18 protein-coding genes are annotated in these 18799 nt (G+C 69.2%); 12 read left to right on the forward strand and 6 right to left on the reverse strand.

Annotation, left to right across the window (positions count from 1 at the left end; genetic code table 11):
• The first annotated feature begins 128 nt into the window (after positions 1–128).
• Positions 129–923, forward strand: a complete 795-nt coding sequence (locus tag ACIQ0W_RS13145) for an alpha/beta fold hydrolase (protein ID WP_396643170.1) — start codon at positions 129–131, stop codon at positions 921–923.
• On the forward strand, positions 920–1600 hold the full coding sequence (locus tag ACIQ0W_RS13150; protein ID WP_396643171.1) for an esterase/lipase family protein: 681 nt from the start codon (positions 920–922) through the stop codon (positions 1598–1600). Before ACIQ0W_RS13145 ends, ACIQ0W_RS13150 begins: the two co-directional genes overlap by 4 nt.
• Positions 1601–1615: 15 nt before the next feature.
• Here the strand turns inward: ACIQ0W_RS13150 and ACIQ0W_RS13155 are convergent, their stop codons facing one another.
• Entirely contained in the window at positions 1616–2026 is a 411-nt protein-coding gene (locus tag ACIQ0W_RS13155; protein WP_396643200.1) for a VOC family protein, read from the reverse strand.
• A 53-nt stretch (positions 2027–2079) separates the two neighbouring features.
• Complete coding sequence (locus tag ACIQ0W_RS13160) at positions 2080–2805, reverse strand: DUF72 domain-containing protein (protein ID WP_396643172.1); 726 nt, start codon at positions 2803–2805, stop codon at positions 2080–2082.
• Positions 2806–2973: 168 nt separating this feature from the next.
• On the opposite strand from ACIQ0W_RS13160, the gene ACIQ0W_RS13165 reads away from it, so the two are divergent.
• Positions 2974–3708, forward strand: a complete 735-nt coding sequence (locus tag ACIQ0W_RS13165; protein ID WP_396643173.1) for a hypothetical protein — start codon at positions 2974–2976, stop codon at positions 3706–3708.
• Positions 3709–3732: 24 nt separating this feature from the next.
• On the opposite strand, the gene ACIQ0W_RS13170 is transcribed toward ACIQ0W_RS13165, so the two are convergent.
• The 3 genes from ACIQ0W_RS13170 to ACIQ0W_RS13180 all read right to left on the reverse strand — a co-directional run bounded on the left by ACIQ0W_RS13170 (position 3733) and on the right by ACIQ0W_RS13180 (position 5327).
• A complete protein-coding gene (locus tag ACIQ0W_RS13170) occupies positions 3733–3885 on the reverse strand; it encodes a hypothetical protein (RefSeq protein ID WP_396643174.1) in 153 nt (50 codons plus the stop codon).
• Positions 3886–3920: 35 nt separating this feature from the next.
• Positions 3921–4610, reverse strand: coding sequence for an HAD family hydrolase (locus ACIQ0W_RS13175; RefSeq protein ID WP_396643175.1), 690 nt, complete (start codon positions 4608–4610; stop codon positions 3921–3923).
• A gap of 129 nt (positions 4611–4739) precedes the next feature.
• The gene (locus ACIQ0W_RS13180) at positions 4740–5327 is read right to left on the reverse strand and encodes a DoxX family protein (protein ID WP_396643176.1); all 588 of its coding nucleotides are present in this window, start codon (positions 5325–5327) and stop codon (positions 4740–4742) included.
• A 362-nt stretch (positions 5328–5689) separates the two neighbouring features.
• On the opposite strand from ACIQ0W_RS13180, the gene ACIQ0W_RS13185 reads away from it, so the two are divergent.
• From ACIQ0W_RS13185 to ACIQ0W_RS13205, 5 genes are read left to right on the forward strand one after another with little or no spacing between them, the layout of a single operon-like run.
• The gene (locus ACIQ0W_RS13185; protein ID WP_396643177.1) at positions 5690–6712 is read left to right on the forward strand and encodes a 3-oxoacyl-ACP synthase III; all 1023 of its coding nucleotides are present in this window, start codon (positions 5690–5692) and stop codon (positions 6710–6712) included.
• Between the two features lie 29 nt (positions 6713–6741).
• Positions 6742–9414 carry an alpha/beta fold hydrolase gene (locus ACIQ0W_RS13190; protein WP_396643178.1) on the forward strand — a complete coding sequence of 891 codons (2673 nt, stop codon included), beginning with the start codon at positions 6742–6744 and terminating at the stop codon, positions 9412–9414.
• A complete protein-coding gene (locus ACIQ0W_RS13195) occupies positions 9411–10379 on the forward strand; it encodes an NAD-dependent epimerase/dehydratase family protein (protein WP_396643179.1) in 969 nt (322 codons plus the stop codon). Before ACIQ0W_RS13190 ends, ACIQ0W_RS13195 begins: the two co-directional genes overlap by 4 nt.
• Before the next feature lie 59 nt (positions 10380–10438).
• Positions 10439–11425, forward strand: a complete 987-nt coding sequence (locus ACIQ0W_RS13200) for an ABC transporter ATP-binding protein (protein WP_396643180.1) — start codon at positions 10439–10441, stop codon at positions 11423–11425.
• Positions 11422–12474, forward strand: coding sequence for an ABC transporter permease (locus tag ACIQ0W_RS13205; protein WP_396643181.1), 1053 nt, complete (start codon positions 11422–11424; stop codon positions 12472–12474). The genes ACIQ0W_RS13200 and ACIQ0W_RS13205 overlap by 4 nt, the downstream gene beginning before the upstream one ends.
• A 401-nt stretch (positions 12475–12875) precedes the next feature.
• Here the strand turns inward: ACIQ0W_RS13205 and ACIQ0W_RS13210 are convergent, their stop codons facing one another.
• On the reverse strand, positions 12876–14159 hold the full coding sequence (locus ACIQ0W_RS13210; RefSeq protein WP_396643182.1) for a DUF222 domain-containing protein: 1284 nt from the start codon (positions 14157–14159) through the stop codon (positions 12876–12878).
• Between the two features lie 204 nt (positions 14160–14363).
• On the opposite strand from ACIQ0W_RS13210, the gene ACIQ0W_RS13215 reads away from it, so the two are divergent.
• The 4 genes from ACIQ0W_RS13215 (at position 14364) to ACIQ0W_RS13230 (ending at position 18368) form a co-directional block, all read left to right on the forward strand.
• A complete protein-coding gene (locus tag ACIQ0W_RS13215) occupies positions 14364–15158 on the forward strand; it encodes an SDR family oxidoreductase (RefSeq protein WP_396643183.1) in 795 nt (264 codons plus the stop codon).
• 76 nt (positions 15159–15234) lie between these two features.
• Positions 15235–16368: a fatty acid desaturase family protein gene (locus ACIQ0W_RS13220; RefSeq protein WP_396643184.1), complete on the forward strand. Its 1134-nt coding sequence runs from the start codon at positions 15235–15237 to the stop codon at positions 16366–16368.
• Between the two features lie 105 nt (positions 16369–16473).
• Positions 16474–17697, forward strand: coding sequence for a sensor histidine kinase (locus ACIQ0W_RS13225; RefSeq protein WP_396643185.1), 1224 nt, complete (start codon positions 16474–16476; stop codon positions 17695–17697).
• Complete coding sequence (locus tag ACIQ0W_RS13230; RefSeq protein WP_396643186.1) at positions 17694–18368, forward strand: response regulator; 675 nt, start codon at positions 17694–17696, stop codon at positions 18366–18368. Before ACIQ0W_RS13225 ends, ACIQ0W_RS13230 begins: the two co-directional genes overlap by 4 nt.
• Positions 18369–18799: the final 431 nt, after the last annotated feature.

Here is an 18799-nt window from a genome sequence, read left to right on the forward strand (position 1 = left end):
CGGCCATCTCCATGGCCGCCGTCGCCTCGATGAGCGCGCGCAGCGGCGATCCTGTCTGCACTCGTATCCGCGGATGAACCGCGGGTCAACCCCGCACACGGCGACCCCGCACCTGTCAGGCTCGGTCCATGCGGCAGACCGAGTTCGACATCGATGGCGGGCGCTTTCGCGCGTACTCCTCCATCGCGCCGCGAACCGGCGGCTCGCACTTCGATGCTGACCTGCCCGTCGTGCTGATCCACGGGATCGGGATGTCGCAGCGCTACTTCGTCCGTCTGCACGACGAGTTCGCCCGCACGCGCGACGTGCACTCGATCGATCTGCCCGGCTTCGGACGGTTCGGTCGCCCGCGCGAGCCGTTCGAGCAGGAACGAATGGCACGGGCGCTCGCCGAGGTCCTCGTGCAACTGAACGTTCCCCGTGCCGTGCTCGTGGGGCATTCGATGGGTGCGCAGTGGGTCGTCGAACTCGCCCGGCAGCGCCCGGACCTCGCCGCGGGTGTCGTGCTGATCGGGCCGGTCGCGGACGACGAGCATCGGACGCTTCGAGCCCAGAGCGTCGCGCTCGCCCTCGACACGCTGGGTGAATTGCCCCTCGTCAACTCGATCGTGTTCGCGGACTACATCCGGTGCGGAATGCCCTGGTACCTGACCCAGCTGCGCCACATGATGGCGTACCCGACCGAGGAACGGGTCGCCGAGCTCAGCGCCCCGGTGCTCGTTCTGCGCGGAGGGAACGACCCCGTCGCCGGCCTTGAGTGGTGCCGACGGCTGCGCGATCGGGCTCGGGACGGCTCGCTCGTCAACGTGCCCGGGCACCGACATGTCGTGCAGTTTGCGGGGGCGCGAGCCGTGGCGTCCGCGATCGACGCTTTCCTCGCACAAAATCACCGGGTCGACCGCGAACGCGAGCCGACGATATGACGCCGCGCCGCGTGTCACAGGTGTCGATGCTCGGTGCCTGGGTGCGCGATTATGCGTACGCCGTCCTCCGTCAGATCCGTGCGGCGTTCGATCGAACGGACCCCTCGGCATTCCACGCCGGACCCCGCACACCGATCGTCGTGCTGCCGGGCATCTACGAGTCGTGGCGGTTCATGCTGCCGCTCATCTCGGCGATGCACGAGCGGGGCCATCCGATCCACGTCATCGACGTGCTGCGCCGCAACGGACGGCCGGTGACCGACTCGGCGGTCGATGTGCTCGCGTACCTGCGGGAGCACGAGCTGCGCGGCGCGGTCATCGTCGCGCACAGCAAGGGTGGGCTGATCGGGAAGCAGGCGATGATCTCGGGCGCGATGCCCGAGCACGTCACCGGGATGCTCGCGATCGCGACGCCTTTCGCCGGGTCGACCTACGCGCGGTTCTTCCTGGGCCGGGCGCTGCGTGGGTTCTCGCCGCGCGACGCGACCATCCGTGCGCTGCTGCTCGAGACAGCCGTCGACGCGCGCATCGTGTCGGTCTACGGTCGCTTCGACCCGCACATTCCGGGCGGCAGCGCTCTGCCCGGGGCTCGCAACGTGGTGCTCGACATGATGGGGCACTTCCGCGTGCTCGCGGACCCCCGCATCCTCGAGGAGCTCGAGACACTCACGGGTTGAGCCCGGTCCCGCGACTCAGCGCTTGTTCTCCTGCACGCGGATCATGTTGCCGGCGGGGTCGCGGAAGGCGCAGTCGCGCACGCCGTAGTCCTGATCGATCGGCTCCTGCACGATCTCCGCGCCGCGTGACTCGAGCGTCGCGAACAGGCTGTCGAGATCGTCGGTGGCGAGGTTCACCCCGAAATACGTGCCCTTCGCGATGAGTTCGAGCAGCACGCGCCCCTCGTCCTCGGTGACGCCCGGATTCGCCGCGGGCGGGTGCAGCACGATCGCGGTGTCGGGCTGACCGACCGGGCCCACGGTGATCCAGCGCAGGTTCTCGTAGCGCACGCGCCGCAGAAGCGCCAGGTCGCGCAGTTCGGCGGGGTGGGCGTCGTCACGCTGACATGGTGTCAGCCCCGTGGCCGGGATGTCGAGGGGTGGCAGGGGTCATACATCGCGGCGAGCGGCAACCTGCTGGCCGACTTGACCGCCAACGTTCACGCGGTGAGCGCGGTGCGCAACGATCGGGCGTTGCGCACCGCGTTTCCGTCTCCGTCGTTGTTGAAGAAGGCCCAGACGCGTCGCCCCTGACCCTCCCACTCCCGGATGCGATCCGCCCACCACGCGAGCGCGTCGTCGGAATACGAACCCCCGTAGAGCGCGTGGTCGTCGGGGCCGTGCAACCGCACGTAGACCAGGTCGGCGGTGGCGCGCAGGATGCAGGGCAGCCCCGCGCCGCTCATGACGCAGTACGCCGCTCCTCGCCGCTCCAGCAGGCGGAAGACATCCTCGTCATTCCAGGACGGATGCCGGAACTCGAGCGTCGGCTGCGTCCACGGCGGCAGCTGGGCGAGAAACCAATCCAAACGATCGTCGTCGCGTTGCATCGTCGGCGGAAGCTGCACGATCAGAGGCCCCCGACGGCCGGCGAGTTCGTGGAGCCCTGCTGACATCCGCTCGATCCAGCGTTCCGGCTCGAGCAGCCGACGCGCGTGCGTCAACCCGCGCGGCGCTTTGACCGCCATCTCGAACCCGTCAGGCAGACGCCGGCGCCACGAGGCGAACGTCGCCGGGGGCGGCCACCGGTAGAACGAGGCGTTCAGCTCGACCGTGTCGAACTCCTCGACATAGCGTGCCAGCCGCTCGCGCTGCGGGAGGCCGGGACGGTAGAGAACCCCGTCCCAGTGCTCGTAGCTCCACCCCGAGGTGCCGATGCGTGCCATGGAACCAGTCAGCCACGAACCGACGTGGGGCGCGACGGGGTTGATTCCGCGGTTGTCGGACCATAATGTCCGACCCCGCGGGGCGTCCCAGGGTGCCGGATACTAGCTGCCCCAGCAGCTCGGCGATAGGCCGGCGAGGGCGGACCGGGTGGTGTTCATACTTACCGGATGCTGACACCGCTCACCCGTCGGGGAGGCCGCGTGCTGCGGGCCCTGTTCGCGGGGCTTCTGCTGCTGCGACGCCCGCGCCCCATCCACGTTCGTGGTCGCGTGCTCGAGGGGCATATCACGTGGCTGCCCGGCGCCGAGCCCTCCGGCATCGCCTGGGTGGATGAGGCACCATCCGTGCCCGTTGCTGTCGTCGCGCGCCTCTCGCGCTCGGTCGGTCTGCCGTGGCTGCTGCCCGACGTGATCGGGCTCGCTTTGCGGATCGATGCGGGGGATCTGCCCGCCGACATCGAGCTCGCTTCGACGGGCCGTGGTGTGCCCGGCCGGTTCATGCTTGCGGTGCAGAGGTCGGCATCGCGGGCCTGGTTCGGCACCCTGTTCCCGTACCGCTCATCGCGCGGACCGGTGCTCCTCAGTGCTCGGCAGACCTCGGACGGCACCCTGCCCGCCCGGGGCGACGCGCTCGACGCCGTGCTGACCCGTGCGGGCTGGGGCCTTCGGCTGTACCACGCGACGCCGACCGGCCTGTGGCATCCGTTCGCCGACGTCTCGCTCCGCATGCGTGCGGGGGCGGACGATGCCGCGAACCACGGCACGAGTCAGGACGATGCGGGCCTGCGGTTCGATTCGGTGCGCAATGCCCTGCCGGGAGCGGGCACGTACCCGTGGGTGCGATCGCTCCGTCAGCCGTCGTATCGTCTCGTGCAGGGAACGGATGGCGTGACCCCGGGCTGAGGCGACGCGCGAGAGGCCGTGAGGTCAGTTGCCCTCGTCGATGACCGCGTCTTCGGCGTCCTCCATGGCCGCTGCGCCCTCTTCGGGCGACTCCGAGCCGGCGTCCGCGGCGGCATCGTCCGTCTGCTGCGGCTGCTCGTCGGCGTCGCGTGCTGATTCTGGGGTGGATTCGTTCATGTCGTGCTCCTTTATCGAGGATGTGGTGGGGGTGCTCAGATTTCGTAGGTGCTCGCCACGATAGGGCTCTCTTCGAGGTGTGCGAGCAGATCCGCGACATCGTCGTACACGGCGGCGGCGCCTGCTTCGAGAAGTTCTGCCGAGCTGTACCCGCCGCTGCGCACACCGATACTCCGGACACCCGCGCGGGCTGCGGAGTAGATGTCCCACACCGAATCTCCCACCAGCAGTGCCCGGTCGGGAGTGACCTCGGCCCGTTCGACGGCGATGTTGACGAGGTCGGGTTCGGGTTTGGCCGCCTCGACGTCTTCGCCGGAGGTGACCGCGTCCACGGCATCCGCAACATCGAGCACGGCGAGGAGCGCGTCCAGCTCTTCCTGCGGTGCCGAGGTCGCCAGGACGACACGATGACCGCGCCGCGAGAGTTCGTCCAGCAGTTCCCGGGCGGACGCGAACGGACGGAGGCGGTCCGACATCTCCGAATAGTTCCGCGCGTGAGCCTGCTTCACAGCGTCACTGAGATCCGCTGCATGATCCCCGAGCAGGCGTTCCAAGAGCTTGCCGGAGTCCATCCCGATCGAGCGGTGGATGCGCCACACCGCGACCGGATGCCCCGCTTCGGCGAACGCCCTGTCCCAGGCATCGATATGCAGGTAGTTCGAGTCGACGAGGGTTCCATCGATGTCGAACAGGACGGCGATCGGGTCGGCGGGGGTCGGGGACATGCTTCAAGCAAACAACATGACAGCGGCGATGCCGAGGGGCTGGCGCAATAGTCCCGAGTGTGCGACCTCACCCACGGGAGCGCGCCGCACCTGGACGGGATCCAGATGCGGCGCGCTCAGGGAGTGGACTCAGATGAGCCAGGGCTGGCTGCGCACAATGGCGAGCTTGCGCCATGGAACTCCGAAGCCCCAGGTGTCGCCGGCGTAGGTCGCGGCGACCGCGATCAGGGCGAGGGCGTAGATGATGTGGTAATCCACGAGCGGGTTGGTCGACGATGTGAGTGCTGCGAACGGCCACTCGGCCAGGTACATGAACACCATGATGACCGAGCCGGCGACTGCGCTCACACGGAGGCCGATTCCGAGGATGACGGCGACGCCGATTCCGAGCATGCCGGCCATGAACAGCACGTCGGTGAGAGGGCTGGCGATGCTGGCGAAGAAGCCCTTGAGGGGTCCGACCACGGCGTCGCTGTTGAGGAAGCCCTGGCTGGGCGTTCCGCCGTTGATCCAGGCCCGCTCGGGCGGGGTCGAGAAGCCGAGGCCCAACGTCTTGTCGAGGAAGGCCCACAGGAAGATGAATCCGGTTCCGAGCCGGAGGAGCGCGAGGGCGTAGCGGCCGGGACCCGTGACGCGGACGTCGTCCTCGCTCGAAAGCGCGCGAGTCTGGGTGGAACCGGCCGGGGAAGTGTTGGTACGTGCGCTGGTGATCGTCACCGGGTGCTCCTCAATAGTGTTCCCCGGCACATCTGTTGGAGCGCCGGGGCTGATGAGCCAACGCTCTCGCAGGCGACGACGATGAAGTAGTGCCGAACGTCCCGTCGCGCGTCGTCAGGGCCGACTTGCCTCGTGATGACCTCGCGCGTGACGTCTGACAGTTTGCGGCCGGTCGACGGGGCACGATCCGCAGGCGCGCGAAGGCGTTTCCGGGTGGATGCGATAGGTGCGGGTCAATGCGCCTTGACGACTCGCGAGGGTCCACCGCGTAGGTACTCGGAAACGCAACCCCCGCCAACACACAGACAGAGTGAGGTAAAACCATATGAGGGGGAATGTAACGACCTCCTGAAGGAGACTCTGTGCCCGGCAATGCCACCTCTCGCTTCAGCAACGTCGCGTTGCTCTCTGTCGCGAGCGTTCTTCCCGGTCGTGTGACGACCTCCGACGACATCGAAGACCGCCTCGCCCCGTCGCTGAAACGCCTGAAGCTCCGCAGCGGGCTGCTCAAACGCGTCGCCGGGGTGCTCGAGCGCCGCAACTGGGCCGCGGGCGAGACGGTCGACGACGCCACGATCACGGCCGGCCAGCGTGCGCTCGCGGAAGCGGGCGTTGATGCGTCCGAGGTCGGCCTGCTGATCAACACCTCCGTCACGCGGACGAATCTCGAGCCATCCGTCGCCGTCGCTCTGCACCACGGCCTCGACCTGCCGAGCTCCGCCGTGAACTTCGATATCGCGAACGCCTGTCTCGGCTTCATCAACGGCATGTCGCTCGCCGCGACGATGATCGAATCCGGTCAGATCCGCTACGCCATCGTGGTTGCCGGAGAAGACGCGGACGAGATCCAGATCAACACGATCGAGCGCCTCCTGCTCGCCGAGAGCGATCGTGACGGCTTCATGAGCGAGTTCGCTTCTCTCACGCTCGGTTCGGGCTCTGCCGCAGCCGTGCTCGGCCGTGCCGACGAGCACCCGGAGGGCCACCGCATCCTCGGCGGTGTCACGCGAGCCGCGACCGAGTTCCACCGGCTCTGCGTCGGCAGCGTCGACGGCATGTTCACGGACGCGAAGGCGCTCCTCAAGGGCGGGCTCGACCTGGTCGTCTCGGCCTGGAAGGACGCCGCGACCGAGTGGGATTGGAAATCGATGAACCGGTACATCACGCACCAGGTCTCGTCGATCCACACGCATGCGATCGTGAAGGCGGTGAATCTGGACGCCTCCCGCGTCCCGACGACCTTCCCGCACTACGGAAACATCGGTCCCGCGTCCGTTCCGATCACGCTGGTCGAAGAGCAGGCGTCGCTCCGCAAGGGCGATCGAGTGCTGCTGATGGGTGTCGGCTCGGGTTTGAACACGGCCATGATGGAACTCGCCTGGTGAACGACGCGGTCTCGCGGACGCTCGCAGGGTTGCCTGATTTCGACATCCGCTTCAGCCGCACCCGCCTGGTTCGCGATCGGACATCGGATGTCTCGCGCGAGTGGCACTATCTCGACACCGGCGACGAGCTGGAGCGTCTCGCCCGTGCGGGCGGCGTCGAGGTCGTCGGGACGATCCTTGCCGTGCACGGCAACCCGACCTGGTCGTATCTGTGGCGTCGCCTTGCGTCGGCCTCGCTCCGGGCCGCCGAAGCGGGTCAGCCGGCCTGGCGCGTGATCGCGGTCGACCAGCTCGACATGGGCTTCTCGGCGCGCACCGGCACGACCCGGACACTGCCGCAGCGCGTGACCGATCTCGCCGACTTCACGGACGACCTGGGCCTTGGGGGCCCGGTCATCACGCTCGGCCACGACTGGGGCGGTGTCATCTCGCTGGGCTGGGCGATCGATCACCCCGAGCTCCTCGCCGGGGTCATCACGCTCAACACGGCCGTGCACCACCCGGACGGGGTGCCGATCCCGGCCCCGCTGCGCCTCGCCGGCGCTCGCGGTGTGCTCGCGGCGTCGACGGTCGCCACCCCCGCGTTTCTCGAGACGACGCTCTCGCTCGCGCACCCGCCGCTGGCTCCGGAGGTGAAGGACGCCTTCCGAGCGCCCTATCGTTCGGCCGCGCAGCGGCACGGCATCGGCGCGTTCGTCGCGGACATCCCGGTGGATGCGTCGCACGGGAGCTTCGCGGAATTGCAGCGCATCGCCGCCGGTGTCGCCGAGCTCGAGGTGCCGGCTCTGCTTGTGTGGGGCCCGAAGGATCCGATCTTCGGCGACCGCTACCTCGACGACCTGATCGACCGGCTGCCGCACGCCGACGTGCACCGCTTCGAGGGTGCCGGGCACCTGATCGCCGAGGACCGGCCCTACGCCGACACGATCCTGACGTGGCTCGGCGACAACGCCGCCGCGCTGATTCCCGGACACAATGGTGGGCCGGATGTCTCGGGCGCGGATGTCTCGACCGCTGCGGATTCTGACGCCGAGTCGTTCACCCCGTTGTGGGCCGCGCTCGAGGCACGACGCGACGACGACGATGTCGCGATCATCGACATGGCTGCACGCGGAGGTTCCGCGCGCCGCGTGAGCTGGCGGCAGCTCGACGACCGCGTCCGGAGTCTGGCGGCCGGTTTCGCCCGTGTCGGGGTGCGGAGGGGGCAGCGCGTCTCGGTGCTCGTCCCGCCGGGGCCCACCCTCACCGCTGTCGTCTACGCGTGTCTGCGCCTCGGCGCGGTCGTGGTCGTGGCCGACGCCGGGCTCGGCGTGCGCGGCTTGTCGCGCGCGGTGCGCGGCGCCTGGCCGGATGTCGTCATCGGCGAACTCCCGGGGCTCTCTGCGGCACGCGTTCTGGGTTGGCCTGGCGCGCGCATCTCGGTCGAGCGCCTGGCCGCGGCATCCGAACGACTTCTCGGTGTCTCGCATGATCTCGCAAACGTGGCCGCGTTGGGCGCCGCGGCCCTCCGGGCGGGCGTTCCGATGCCCCCCGAACCTGCGCCGGACGACCCCGCGGCGATCCTGTTCACGTCGGGCTCGACGGGCCCGGCGAAGGGCGTCGCATACACGCATCGTCAGCTCTCGGCGCTTCGCGATGTGCTCGCGGCTCACTTCGACGTGGGTGCGGACACGGGGCTCGTCACCGGTTTCGCGCCGTTCGCCCTGCTGGGACCCGCGCTCGGTACCCGATCGGCGACGCCCGATATGGATGTCTCGGCACCGCGGACCCTCACCGCGCGGGCCGTCGCGGCAGCGGTCCGAGCCTCCGATGCGCGCATCGTCTTCCTCTCGCCCGCGGCGATCCTGAATGTCGTCACCACCGCCGGCGACCTGTCCGGCGACGATCGTCGCGCGCTCGAGGGCGTCCGCACCTTCCTGTCGACCGGCGCTCCCGTCGGCGAACCGCTGCTGGCCGCGGCGGCTGAGCTGATGCCCAACGCCGAGCCCCACACTCCCTACGGCATGACCGAATGCCTGCTCGTCACGGACGTGACCCTCGCGGGCATCCGCGCCGTGTCGAACGCCGCGGACCGGGGTGTGTGCGTCGGCTCGCCCATCGGGTCGAACCGGGTGCTCATCAGCGCCTTGGACGCCGAAGGTCGCGCGGTCGGCGCGCCGAGCGACGAGCCCGGCGTGTTGGGCGAGGTCGTCGTGTCGGCCGCGCACCTGAAGACGTCGTACGACCGGCTCTGGCTGACCGACCGCGGCGCGGTGTGCGAAACGCCTCGCGAGGGTCGCTGGCATCGGACGGGCGATGTGGGGCACCTCGATGCCGAGGGTCGGCTGTGGATCGAGGGGCGTCTTCCCCACGTTCTCGCCACGGCCGATGGCCCCGTTGCGCCGGTCGGGCCCGAGCAACAGATCGAGGGTGCGGCAGGGGTGCGCCGCGCGGCGGTCGTCGGGGTCGGTCCGGAGGGGCTTCGCCAGGCCGTGGCCGTCGTCGAGGTTGCCGTCGAGGTCGTGCCCTCCGCCGCACGCCCCGGTTTGGCTTCGCCCGAGTTGACGGCGGACGTTCGGGCACGCACCGCCCTGCCCCTGGTCGCGGTGCTGGTCGTGCCTCACCTGCCCACCGACATCCGTCACAACTCCAAGATCGACCGCACGCGTCTGTCCGAGTGGGCGGAGCGCACGCTCGCGGGCGGACGGATGACCCGGCCGTGATCGTCGCGGTCACGGGAGCGTCCGGATACCTCGGCCGCGCCGTTGCTGCCGAGCTCGTCGCATCCGGGCACCACGTCCGCACCCTGCAGCGGCGGCCCTCGGGGGTCGAGGGGGTCACCGACATCCTGGGCTCGATCACCGACCCCGATGCTGTTTCGCGCCTCGTCGACGGGGCCGAGGGGATCGTTCATCTCGCCGCGAAGGTGTCGCTGGCGGGCGACCCCGCGGAGTTCCGTGCTGTGAACGTCGAGGGGACGCGGGCCGTGCTCGATGCCGCCGCGCGGGCCGGAGTATCCCGGTTCGTGCAGGTGTCGTCGCCGTCTGTGGCGCACGCGGGTTCTGCGCTCGCCGGGGTGGGCGCGGAGCCGGCCTCACCTGCCGATGCGCGTGGAGAGTACGCGCGTACGAAGGCCGAAGCCGAGCTGATCGCGCTCGGCCGCGACTCGGACGCGATGCGCATTGTCGCGGTGCGCCCGCACCTCGTGTGGGGCCCGGGGGACACGCAGTTGGTGGGCCGGATCCTCGACCGCGCGCGCCGGGGACGCCTGCCTCTGCTCGACGGCGGACGGGCCCTCCTCGACTCGACCTACGTCGACAACGCCGCGACCGGGATCGTCGCCGCGCTCCACCGGGCCGACACCGCGCGCGGACGGGCGTTCGTGATCACGAACGGCGAACCGCGCCCCGTCGGTGAACTGCTTGCGGGCATCTGCCTGGCGTCGGGCGCGCGTCCCCCGCGATGGAGCATCCCCGCGGGCGTCGCGCGCGCGGCGGGATCGCTGATCGAACGGGTTTGGGCGCTCCGGCCGGGCGAGGACGAACCCCCGATGACGCGCTTCTTGGCCGAGCAGCTCTCGACCGCGCATTGGTTCGACCAGCGCGAGACGCGGCGGGCCCTGGACTGGGCTCCGTCGGTCAGCATCGACGAGGGGCTCCGCCGACTCGCGGCGCACGCCACTTCCTGAACGTTCGCCGCGCCCGACGCTGCTCGAGCACGGGCGGGCGGCGTGCGTAGGCTGACCCCATGACGCCCGGTATCGAGGTCACCTCCGTCCGCCGCTCATTCGCCGAGGTTCAGGCCGTCCGCGATGCGACACTCGTTGCGCACCCCGGCCGGGTGACGGCACTCGTCGGACCGAACGGGTCGGGCAAGACGACGCTGCTGCTGATGCTCGCCTCGCTGCTCAGCCCCGATGCGGGCGAGGTGCGAATCGGGGGAGTGGACCCCGTCTCGGATCCCCAGGGGGCCCGCGCGTTGCTCGGTTGGATGCCCGACGCGCTGGGGGCCTGGCCCTCGCTGACCGCCCGCGAGACGCTCGTGACGACCGCTCGGCTCTACCGGATCCCGCACGAGCGGGCCGCGGCTCGGGCCGGCGAACTGATCGAGCTGGTCGGGCTCGGCGAACTCGCGGACGCCCCGGCCCGAGTCCTGTCGCGCGGGCAGAAGCAGCGCTTGGGTCTGGCCCGTGCTCTCGTCCACGAGCCGAGTGTGCTGCTCCTCGACGAACCGGCCTCGGGACTCGACCCCCGGGCGCGCGTCGAGCTGCGACACCTGCTGCGCCGGCTCGCGGCAGAGGGCCGCACGATCCTCGTCTCCAGCCACGTGCTCTCGGAGCTCGAAGAGGTCGCGGACGACGCCGTCTTCATGGTGCGCGGCGAGACCGTCGGCGCGGATCGTGTAGCCGCTGCCGCATCCCGGCTCAGCGACTGGCGCGTGCGGTTCACCGCGGCGGGCGGTGCGGGCGCGGATGCCGTGGGTCGCATCGTCGCGGCCTTGCCGGAGATCGATGGGGCATCCGTGCGCAGTGAGCGCCGCGACATCCTGATCCCGTTCGCGTCGGAATCGGATGCGGCGGCCGCTCTGGCGCGCCTCGTCGCGGCCGGCCTGCCGGTCGCGGAGTTCGCGCCCGCCACCGGTGCCCTCGAGCGGACCTTCCTCGACCTCGGAGAGGATCTCGATGCGGGCCCCGGCAACAGGCCGGGCACCGAGCGAGGGGAGGCGCAGTCATGAAGAACTTCGTCTCGGGCACCGCCACGGTCGCCGCCCTCGAGCTGCGGCAGCGCGTGCGGAGCGTCGCGTGGTACGTGCTGCTGTCGCTGTTCGCCGTGATCCTGCTCGTGGTGTCGCTGCTCGCGAGCATGGTCTTCTCGGGGTCGACGGACCAGTTCCGCGGCGCCTACTCGGTCGTCGTCTACATCGTGCTGTTGCTCGTGACGTTCGTCAGTCCGGCGCTGAGCGGCAACGCGATCAACGGCGACCGCGACCAGGCGACGCTCGCACCGGTGCAGGTCACCCTCGTCTCGACCGCCCAGATCCTGACCGGTAAGTTCGTGGCCGCGTGGGCGACGGGTCTGGCGTTCGCGCTCGTGGCCGTGCCCTTCATCGTGTTCATGTCGCTCGCGGGCGATGTGCCGGCGGGCGTGGTCGCGGTCTCGCTCGCGGTGCTCGTCGTCGAGATCGGCGTCATCGCCGCCCTCGGGGTCGGGTTCTCGGGCATCCTGAACCGTCCGCTCTTCTCGGTTGCGACGACCTATCTCGTCGTGGCGGCGTTGACGATCGGCACCGTTATCGCTTTCGGTCTGGGCGGCGCGGCCGTGCGCACCGAGGTGACGGACCGCTACCGGACCTACATCTACAACTCCGAAGGTCTGACGACGACCAATCCGCCCACCTGTGGTCCGTGGCAGGAGTCGCAACGTGAGACGCCCCGGTTCGATCACGTGTGGTGGATCCTGGCCGCCAACCCGTTCGTGATCTTGGCCGATGCCACCCCGATCGCCTTCTCTCGGGAGGGGTACCCCGTCGACACGTTCGGCCAGATCGCATGGGGCGTGCGTGCTGCTCAGCTGCCGCCCGAGGGTTCGTCGTGGGACGAGTGCGACCCGCGGGCCGGGCTCGCCCCGGGCGAGACGCCCGAAGAGGTCTATTCGCGCACGGTGCCGAGTTGGTTCGCGGGCCTCGCCATGCAGATCGTGCTCGCGGGCGGCGTGCTCATATGGGCCGGGATGCGCACCCGCACACCCGCGAAACGTCTGCCCCGCGGCAGCCGCATCGCGTAGCGCGTTTTGCTGAACCCGGTATCGGGTCAGTCGCGGATCAGCGCACGCTGAGGCGCAACGGGTCACTTCGACAAGCTCAGTGACCGAGAAGGCGCACGCTCCCTGGGTCCGTCGACGGGAACACCGGAACCTCGCGAGGTGGAGGGCAGGGCAAAGCGGGTCACTTCGACAAGCTCAGTGACCGAGAAGGCGCACGCTCCCTGAGCCCGTCGACGGGAACACCGGAACCTCGTGAGGTGGAGGGCGGGGCAAAGCGGGTCACTTCGACAAGCTCAGTGACCGAGAAGGCGCACGCTCCCTGAGTCCGTCGACGGGAACACCGGAACCTCGCGAGGTGGAGGGCGGGGCAAAGCGGGTCACTTCGACAAGCTCAGTGACCGAGAAGGCACAGCGGCGTGCCCCTAGAACGGGGGTGGATCCGTGTTCGGGACGAATTGGATCGCCGAGGGCGGCTTGTCGATGTAGACGTGCCCACCCGGCGAGGTCCACTCCAGAACTCCGCCGCCGAGCTGGCGGACCGTCCAGGCTGTTTCGCCTTTCAGGGTGTGGTGTCGTGTGCAGAGGCACGCAAGGTTGCAGACATCCGTGGCGCCGCCGAGGGCGTAGTCGAGGGTGTGATCCCGGTCGCACCGGTGTGCGGGTTGTCGGCATCCGGGGAATCGGCAGTGCTGATCCCGCGCGCGGAGGAACCTCTTCATATCCGCCGAGGGCGTGTAGCGGTCGACGGCGAGCACACACCCCGTGATCGGGTCAGCCAGGACCCGGTCCCATCCCGTGGCGTGTCCGGCCAATGCGCGGGCCGTGTCGGGATCGATCGGACACCGGCCCACGAGCTCGGCGGGCTCGTCCGTCACGCCAGCCAGCGCCAAGGCGGGAACGGTGACGTTCACGATCCCGCGAATCGCGCCCAGACCGCCCACCCCGTCGGAGAGACCGGCACCCGTTTCCACGGAAGGCGTCGTGGTGAGCAGCATGTCCGCTACCAGGTCTGCCCGGATCTGGTCCAGGGTTCGCGTGTCCGTCGGGTCGGTGTTCTTGATCGCCCGGGCCTGCTGCGTGATGCGGTCGTGCATCGCGTGTGCCAACACCGCGGGCTGGGTTGAAATGAACTCCGCCATGCCGTCGCCTATGTCCCGCACACACGCGCCCCGTGACGCGCGTGCATCCTTGTGACGCTCCGCGAGCGGACGCGGCTGCAGCGACTCGGCGAGCCGCGCGAGCGCGGCGCCGAGGCGTCCGGGCGTTGTCCCCTCGGCCCTGATGAGCGCTTCGGTTTCGAACTTCCCGCGCGCTTCTGGGTCGGTGAGAGGGAGTCCGTGTTCCCTGATCACCGCAACATGCGCACCGGTGATCCGTCCCTCGTCCCACGCCTCGAACGTGGCCGGGAACGACTCCTCCAATACCGCGGCGTCGTTCATGCGGCGTTGCACGGTGCGGTCGGACATGTTCATTGCGGCGCCAAGTTCTGCCGCCAAGGCACGATACGGCAGCTCTGCTTCGCGGGAGGAGGGGGACGCCAGTTCCGCGACCCGGCGCGCACCGACGTGCGCGGCTTTCGCGAACACTCGCGCGAGCGCGGCTTCCGTACGCGCGTTCGCGCGCCGGGCGTCGAGGCCCTCCCCAGCGAGTTCGCGCGCGATCGCGTCCACCCCCGTCGTTTCGACGTCGTCATAGTTCGAATGCATGTTCGAAACTCTACGGACGACCACCGACATCCGAACCCCGAAAAGCCCCCGAATCACGCCGAAATCGCGGCGAAAAGATGAGAGTTCTCACATCTCACGACGCCTCGTAATCGCGGCCGCACGGGAGGAGAAAGCGGCGTCGGGACCTGCACAGACTCTGTCAACCCCATACCGCACGGTTTTCGTCCGGACGATCCTCGGTGCATGACATTCCAACCCACTCGCGCAATCGTGACCGGCTCCGATTCGGGTATCGGCAAGGCGACCGCTGTCGCGCTCGCCGCGGCCGGAATGGACGTCGGTGTCACCTGGCACTCGGATGAGGAAGGCGCCCGCGGCACCGCACGCGAAGTCGAGGCGCTCGGTCGGCGGGCGGTGGTGCGCAGACTCGATACCTCGGACATCCCCGCGTGTGGCGACGTCGTCGACGAGCTGACGGCCGAACTCGGTGGGCTCGACGTGTTCGTGAACAACGCCGGCACGGGCGACAACGCACCGTTCCTCGACCTGACCCTCGAACAGTGGCGCCACACGGTGAGCGTCGACCTCGAGGGGGCCTTCGTCTGCCTGCAGCGCGCAGCCCGGCACATGGTCGGGGGCGACGGCGGCCGGCTCATCGCGATCACGAGCGTCCACGAGCATCAGCCCCGGGTCGGCTCGGCGGCGTACGACGCTGCCAAGCACGGTCTCGGCGGCCTCATGAAGACCATCGCCCTCGAGCTCGGACGCGAGGGCATCACGGCCAACGCGGTCGCTCCGGGCGAGATCGCGACACCCATGACCGGGCAGGAAGACGAGGATCCGCGAGGCACGGATCGTCCGGGTGTACCGCTCGGTCGGCCGGGCGATGCCGGCGAGATCGCTGCGGTCGTCGCGTTCCTCGCGTCACCCGCGGCGTCGTACGTGACGGGTGCCTCATACGCCGTGGACGGCGGGATGCTGCAGATGGGGCCTCAGGCCGGGTCACACATCGAATCGGATGACTGGCGCCAGGCCTGACCCGCTACCGGGGTAGCGGGTCGAATGCGCTCCCTGGCGGGACGCGCTCGAGGGAGGCTGTCCGTAGCGTTTTGATATGGCTACTCAGGGGACCCTTGACCGCGCGACCGGGATCGGTCCGACCTCGACAGGCGTGCGCACCACGGTTCCGCGACGGGTCGCGCCCGGGGGAGCGCAGGAGCGCAACGGCAGCACTTACGCCGAACTTGCGAGCACCATCAAGGGCATGGGGTTGATGGAGCGCCGCCGGGGCTGGTATCTGGTTCGCAGTCTGATCCTGCTCGCCGGCTATGTCGGCGGATTCGTGGCGTTGTTCAGTCTGGGCTCGTCACCGTGGCAGCTTCTGGTGGCCGTCTTCTTCGCGGTGCTGTTCACCCAGACGGCCTTCCTCGCGCACGATGGCGCGCACAAGCAGATCTTCGCCTCGGGAAAACGCAACGAATGGGTCTCGCGCATCTTCGGGAACCTTCTGGTCGGCCTGAGCTACGGGTGGTGGATGAACAAGCATTCCAAGCACCACGCGAACCCGAACAAGGTCGGTAAGGACGGCGACATCATGCCCGGTGCCATCGTCTTCACACAGGAGGATGCTGCGAAGCACACCGGCTGGCGCGCGGCGATCATGGCGCGGCAGCACTGGTTCTTCTTCCCGATCCTCACGCTCGCCGGGGTCGACCTGCACATCAATGCGGTGAAGGCCGTGGTCGGCCGCGAACCCGTCAAGGCCCGCGGCCTGGAGGCGGCGCTGCTCGCCATCCGTTTGATCGGATTCCCGATCCTGGTTCTGCTCGCGGCGGGGCCGCTGATGGGACTTGCATTCATGGGGGTGCAGCTCGCGATCTTCGGTGTCTACATGGGAGGCAGCTTCGCCCCCAATCACAAGGGCATGGCGATCATCCCGAAGGACATGTCGATCGACTTCCTGCGCCGGCAGACACTGACGTCGCGCAACATCAGCGGTGGCCCGCTGGTGGCGACCGGCATGGGCGGACTGAACTTCCAGATCGAACACCACCTCTTTCCCAGCATGCCGAGCGTGAACCTGAGCCGGGCCCGACCCGTCGTGCGCGCCTTCTGTGCCGCGGAGGGGATCGCGTACACCGAGACAACCCTGGTCGGGTCGTACCGGATCGTGCTGAGGTACCTGCAGAAGGTCGGGCTGAAGTACGCCGATCCCTTCGACTGCCCTCTGTCGACCCAGCTGCGCTGACGCGGTGGCTACGATTTCGGCCGCGTGACGGTTTTCGTCCGCGTACCATTTCGACCGCGTGACGGTTTTCGGCCGCGTACCATTTCGGCCGCGTACCATTTCGGCATGGTCACCCCCAGGCTCTCCCGCCGCCGCGAGGCGTGGTTGCGCATTGCGGCGGCAGCGGCGGCGATCGTCCTGGTCGTGGTCTCGGTCGCCCTGGGCGCCAGCCTCTACGACGGCCTCCTGCTGGTGCTGTTCGTCGGGGTGCTCGCCCAGGTCGCGTCGCTTCCCCTCGCGCTGATCCGCCCTCGAGTCGCCGCGATGCTCTCGATCGCCGGGGCACTGGTGATCATGGGGTCCGCCCACGCCGGAGCGGCGCCCTGGCCGTGGGCGGTGACGACGATGATCACCCAGGCGCTGGTCCTGGCCGCTCTGGGATATCGCGCCAGCTGGCTGCTCGGTGCTGGGACATTGATCGGGGTTGTCGCGCTGTCGGGTGTGCTGGCGCTTCTCGTCGTCCCGTCGCGCGATCAGGAATCGGTGGCGGTCAATCTCGTGGTCTTCGCCTGCATCGGGGGGATCGCCGTCGCCGTCGGCAACCTGGCGCGCGAGTGGCAGGCGGTCGGCCAGCAGTTGGTGCGTGAGCGTCGGCTGACCGAGGATGAGCGCGCGCGGCGATTGGTCGCCGAGGAGAAGACGCGGATCGCCCGTGAGCTGCACGACATCGTCGCGCACAGCATGTCGACCATCACGATCCAGGCCACGAGCGCCCAGGCGCGGCTGCCGCAGGTGGACGCCCCCACTCGGCACGAGTTCGACGAGATCGCCGCGCTGAGCCGCAAGGCGCTGAGCGAGATGCGCTCGCTGCTCGGGGTGCTGCGCGAGCCGGACGTCCCGATCGCCCGCACCCCTCAACCCCGGCTCTCGGGCATCGCCGAATTGGTGAAGCAGTCGCAGCGCTCCGGGCTCCAGGTTCGCCTGCGGGGAGCCGACTCCCTCTCCGACGAGGGAGTAGATGAGGCTGTCGGACTCAGCGCCTACCGCATCGTGCAAGAGGCGCTGAGCAATGTGCGGCGCCATACCCGCGGTGCCGCGGTCGAGGTGCGGGTGCACCGCGACCAGAATCTCGATCTGCGGGTCAGGAATCGATCCGGCGCGAGTCGACCCGGCACGGAGCAGGCAAGCCATCCCAACCCGCCCACCACCGAGGGCAGCGGCCTGCTCGGTATGCGCGAGCGTGCGGCCGGTGTCGGCGGCACGCTGTCGTTCGGCCCGACCGGAGACGGTGGGTACGAGATCCACGCCGTCCTTCCCCTCCATGTCTCATCCGAATCGAAGGCAGAATGAGCATCCGCGTCGTCATCGCCGACGACCAGGCCATGGTGCGCGCGGGCTTCTCCGCCCTGCTCGGCGCGACCGGCGACATCCGGGTGATCGGGGAGGCCGCGGACGGCGTGCAGGCTGTGGAAATGTCCCGCGCGCTGCAGCCGGATGTGATCCTGCTGGATGTCCGGATGCCCCACCTCGACGGCATCGAGGCCACGCGCCGCATCCTGTCTGAGCACGATGCGGCCAGGCACGGTTCACTCCCACGCATCCTGATGCTCACCACATTCGATATCGATGACTATGTCTACGAGGCGATGCGAGCGGGGGCCAGTGGGTTCCTTCTCAAGGACGCCCTCCCGGATGATCTCGCCGCAGCCGTTCGGGTCGTGGCGCGGGGCGACGCTCTGCTCGACCCCGCCGTCACGAAGCGGGTGATCGAGCACTTCGTGCGCACCATGACGCCGCCGGCGCAGCCCGTCTCGCTCGACGCGCTGACTCCCCGCGAGCGCGATGTGCTCACGCTCGTCGCGCGCGGCCTCTCGAACCGAGAGATCGCCGGTGAGCTCGTGCTCGCCGAGCAGACCGTGAAGAGCCACGTCAGCCGCATGCTCAACAAGCTCGACCTGCGTGACCGAGCGCAGGCCGTCGTCGTGGCCTATGAATCGGGACTCGTGGTTCCGCGCGAATAGCCCGGGGTTCTGCCCTCGGGCGGAGGAGCGGGCCCATGATGCCTTATCCGGGCCGCGCGTGGGTGTTGAACCGGCCGGATGTCCGCCGGGCGTGCTCATCCGGCGGTGATCGCGTAAGCGACCGCAGACCGTCGCCATCTCGTAACCATCGGACGGGCCGGGTGCGTTCGGAGATGGCTACCGTTGGAGAATCGGGCACGGAGGCCCGGGATGAGGATGGATGCCATGTTCAACCGTCGGCTCGTGTGGACGCCTCTGCTGCTCGGGGCCCTTCTCCTGTAGGCCTGCGCTCCCGGCGCGTCGGGTTCGGCCCCCGAGCAAGGATCCGCCGAGCAATCGGCGTCCGGGGAAGCAGCCTCCTCGACCGCGCCGGACACTGCCGAGGAATCGGATGCCCCGGCTCCTTCGCCGGCGGGCGTATACGAGGACTA

The organism is Microbacterium sp. (assembly GCF_044340635.1).
Lineage (GTDB): Bacteria > Actinomycetota > Actinomycetes > Actinomycetales > Microbacteriaceae > Microbacterium.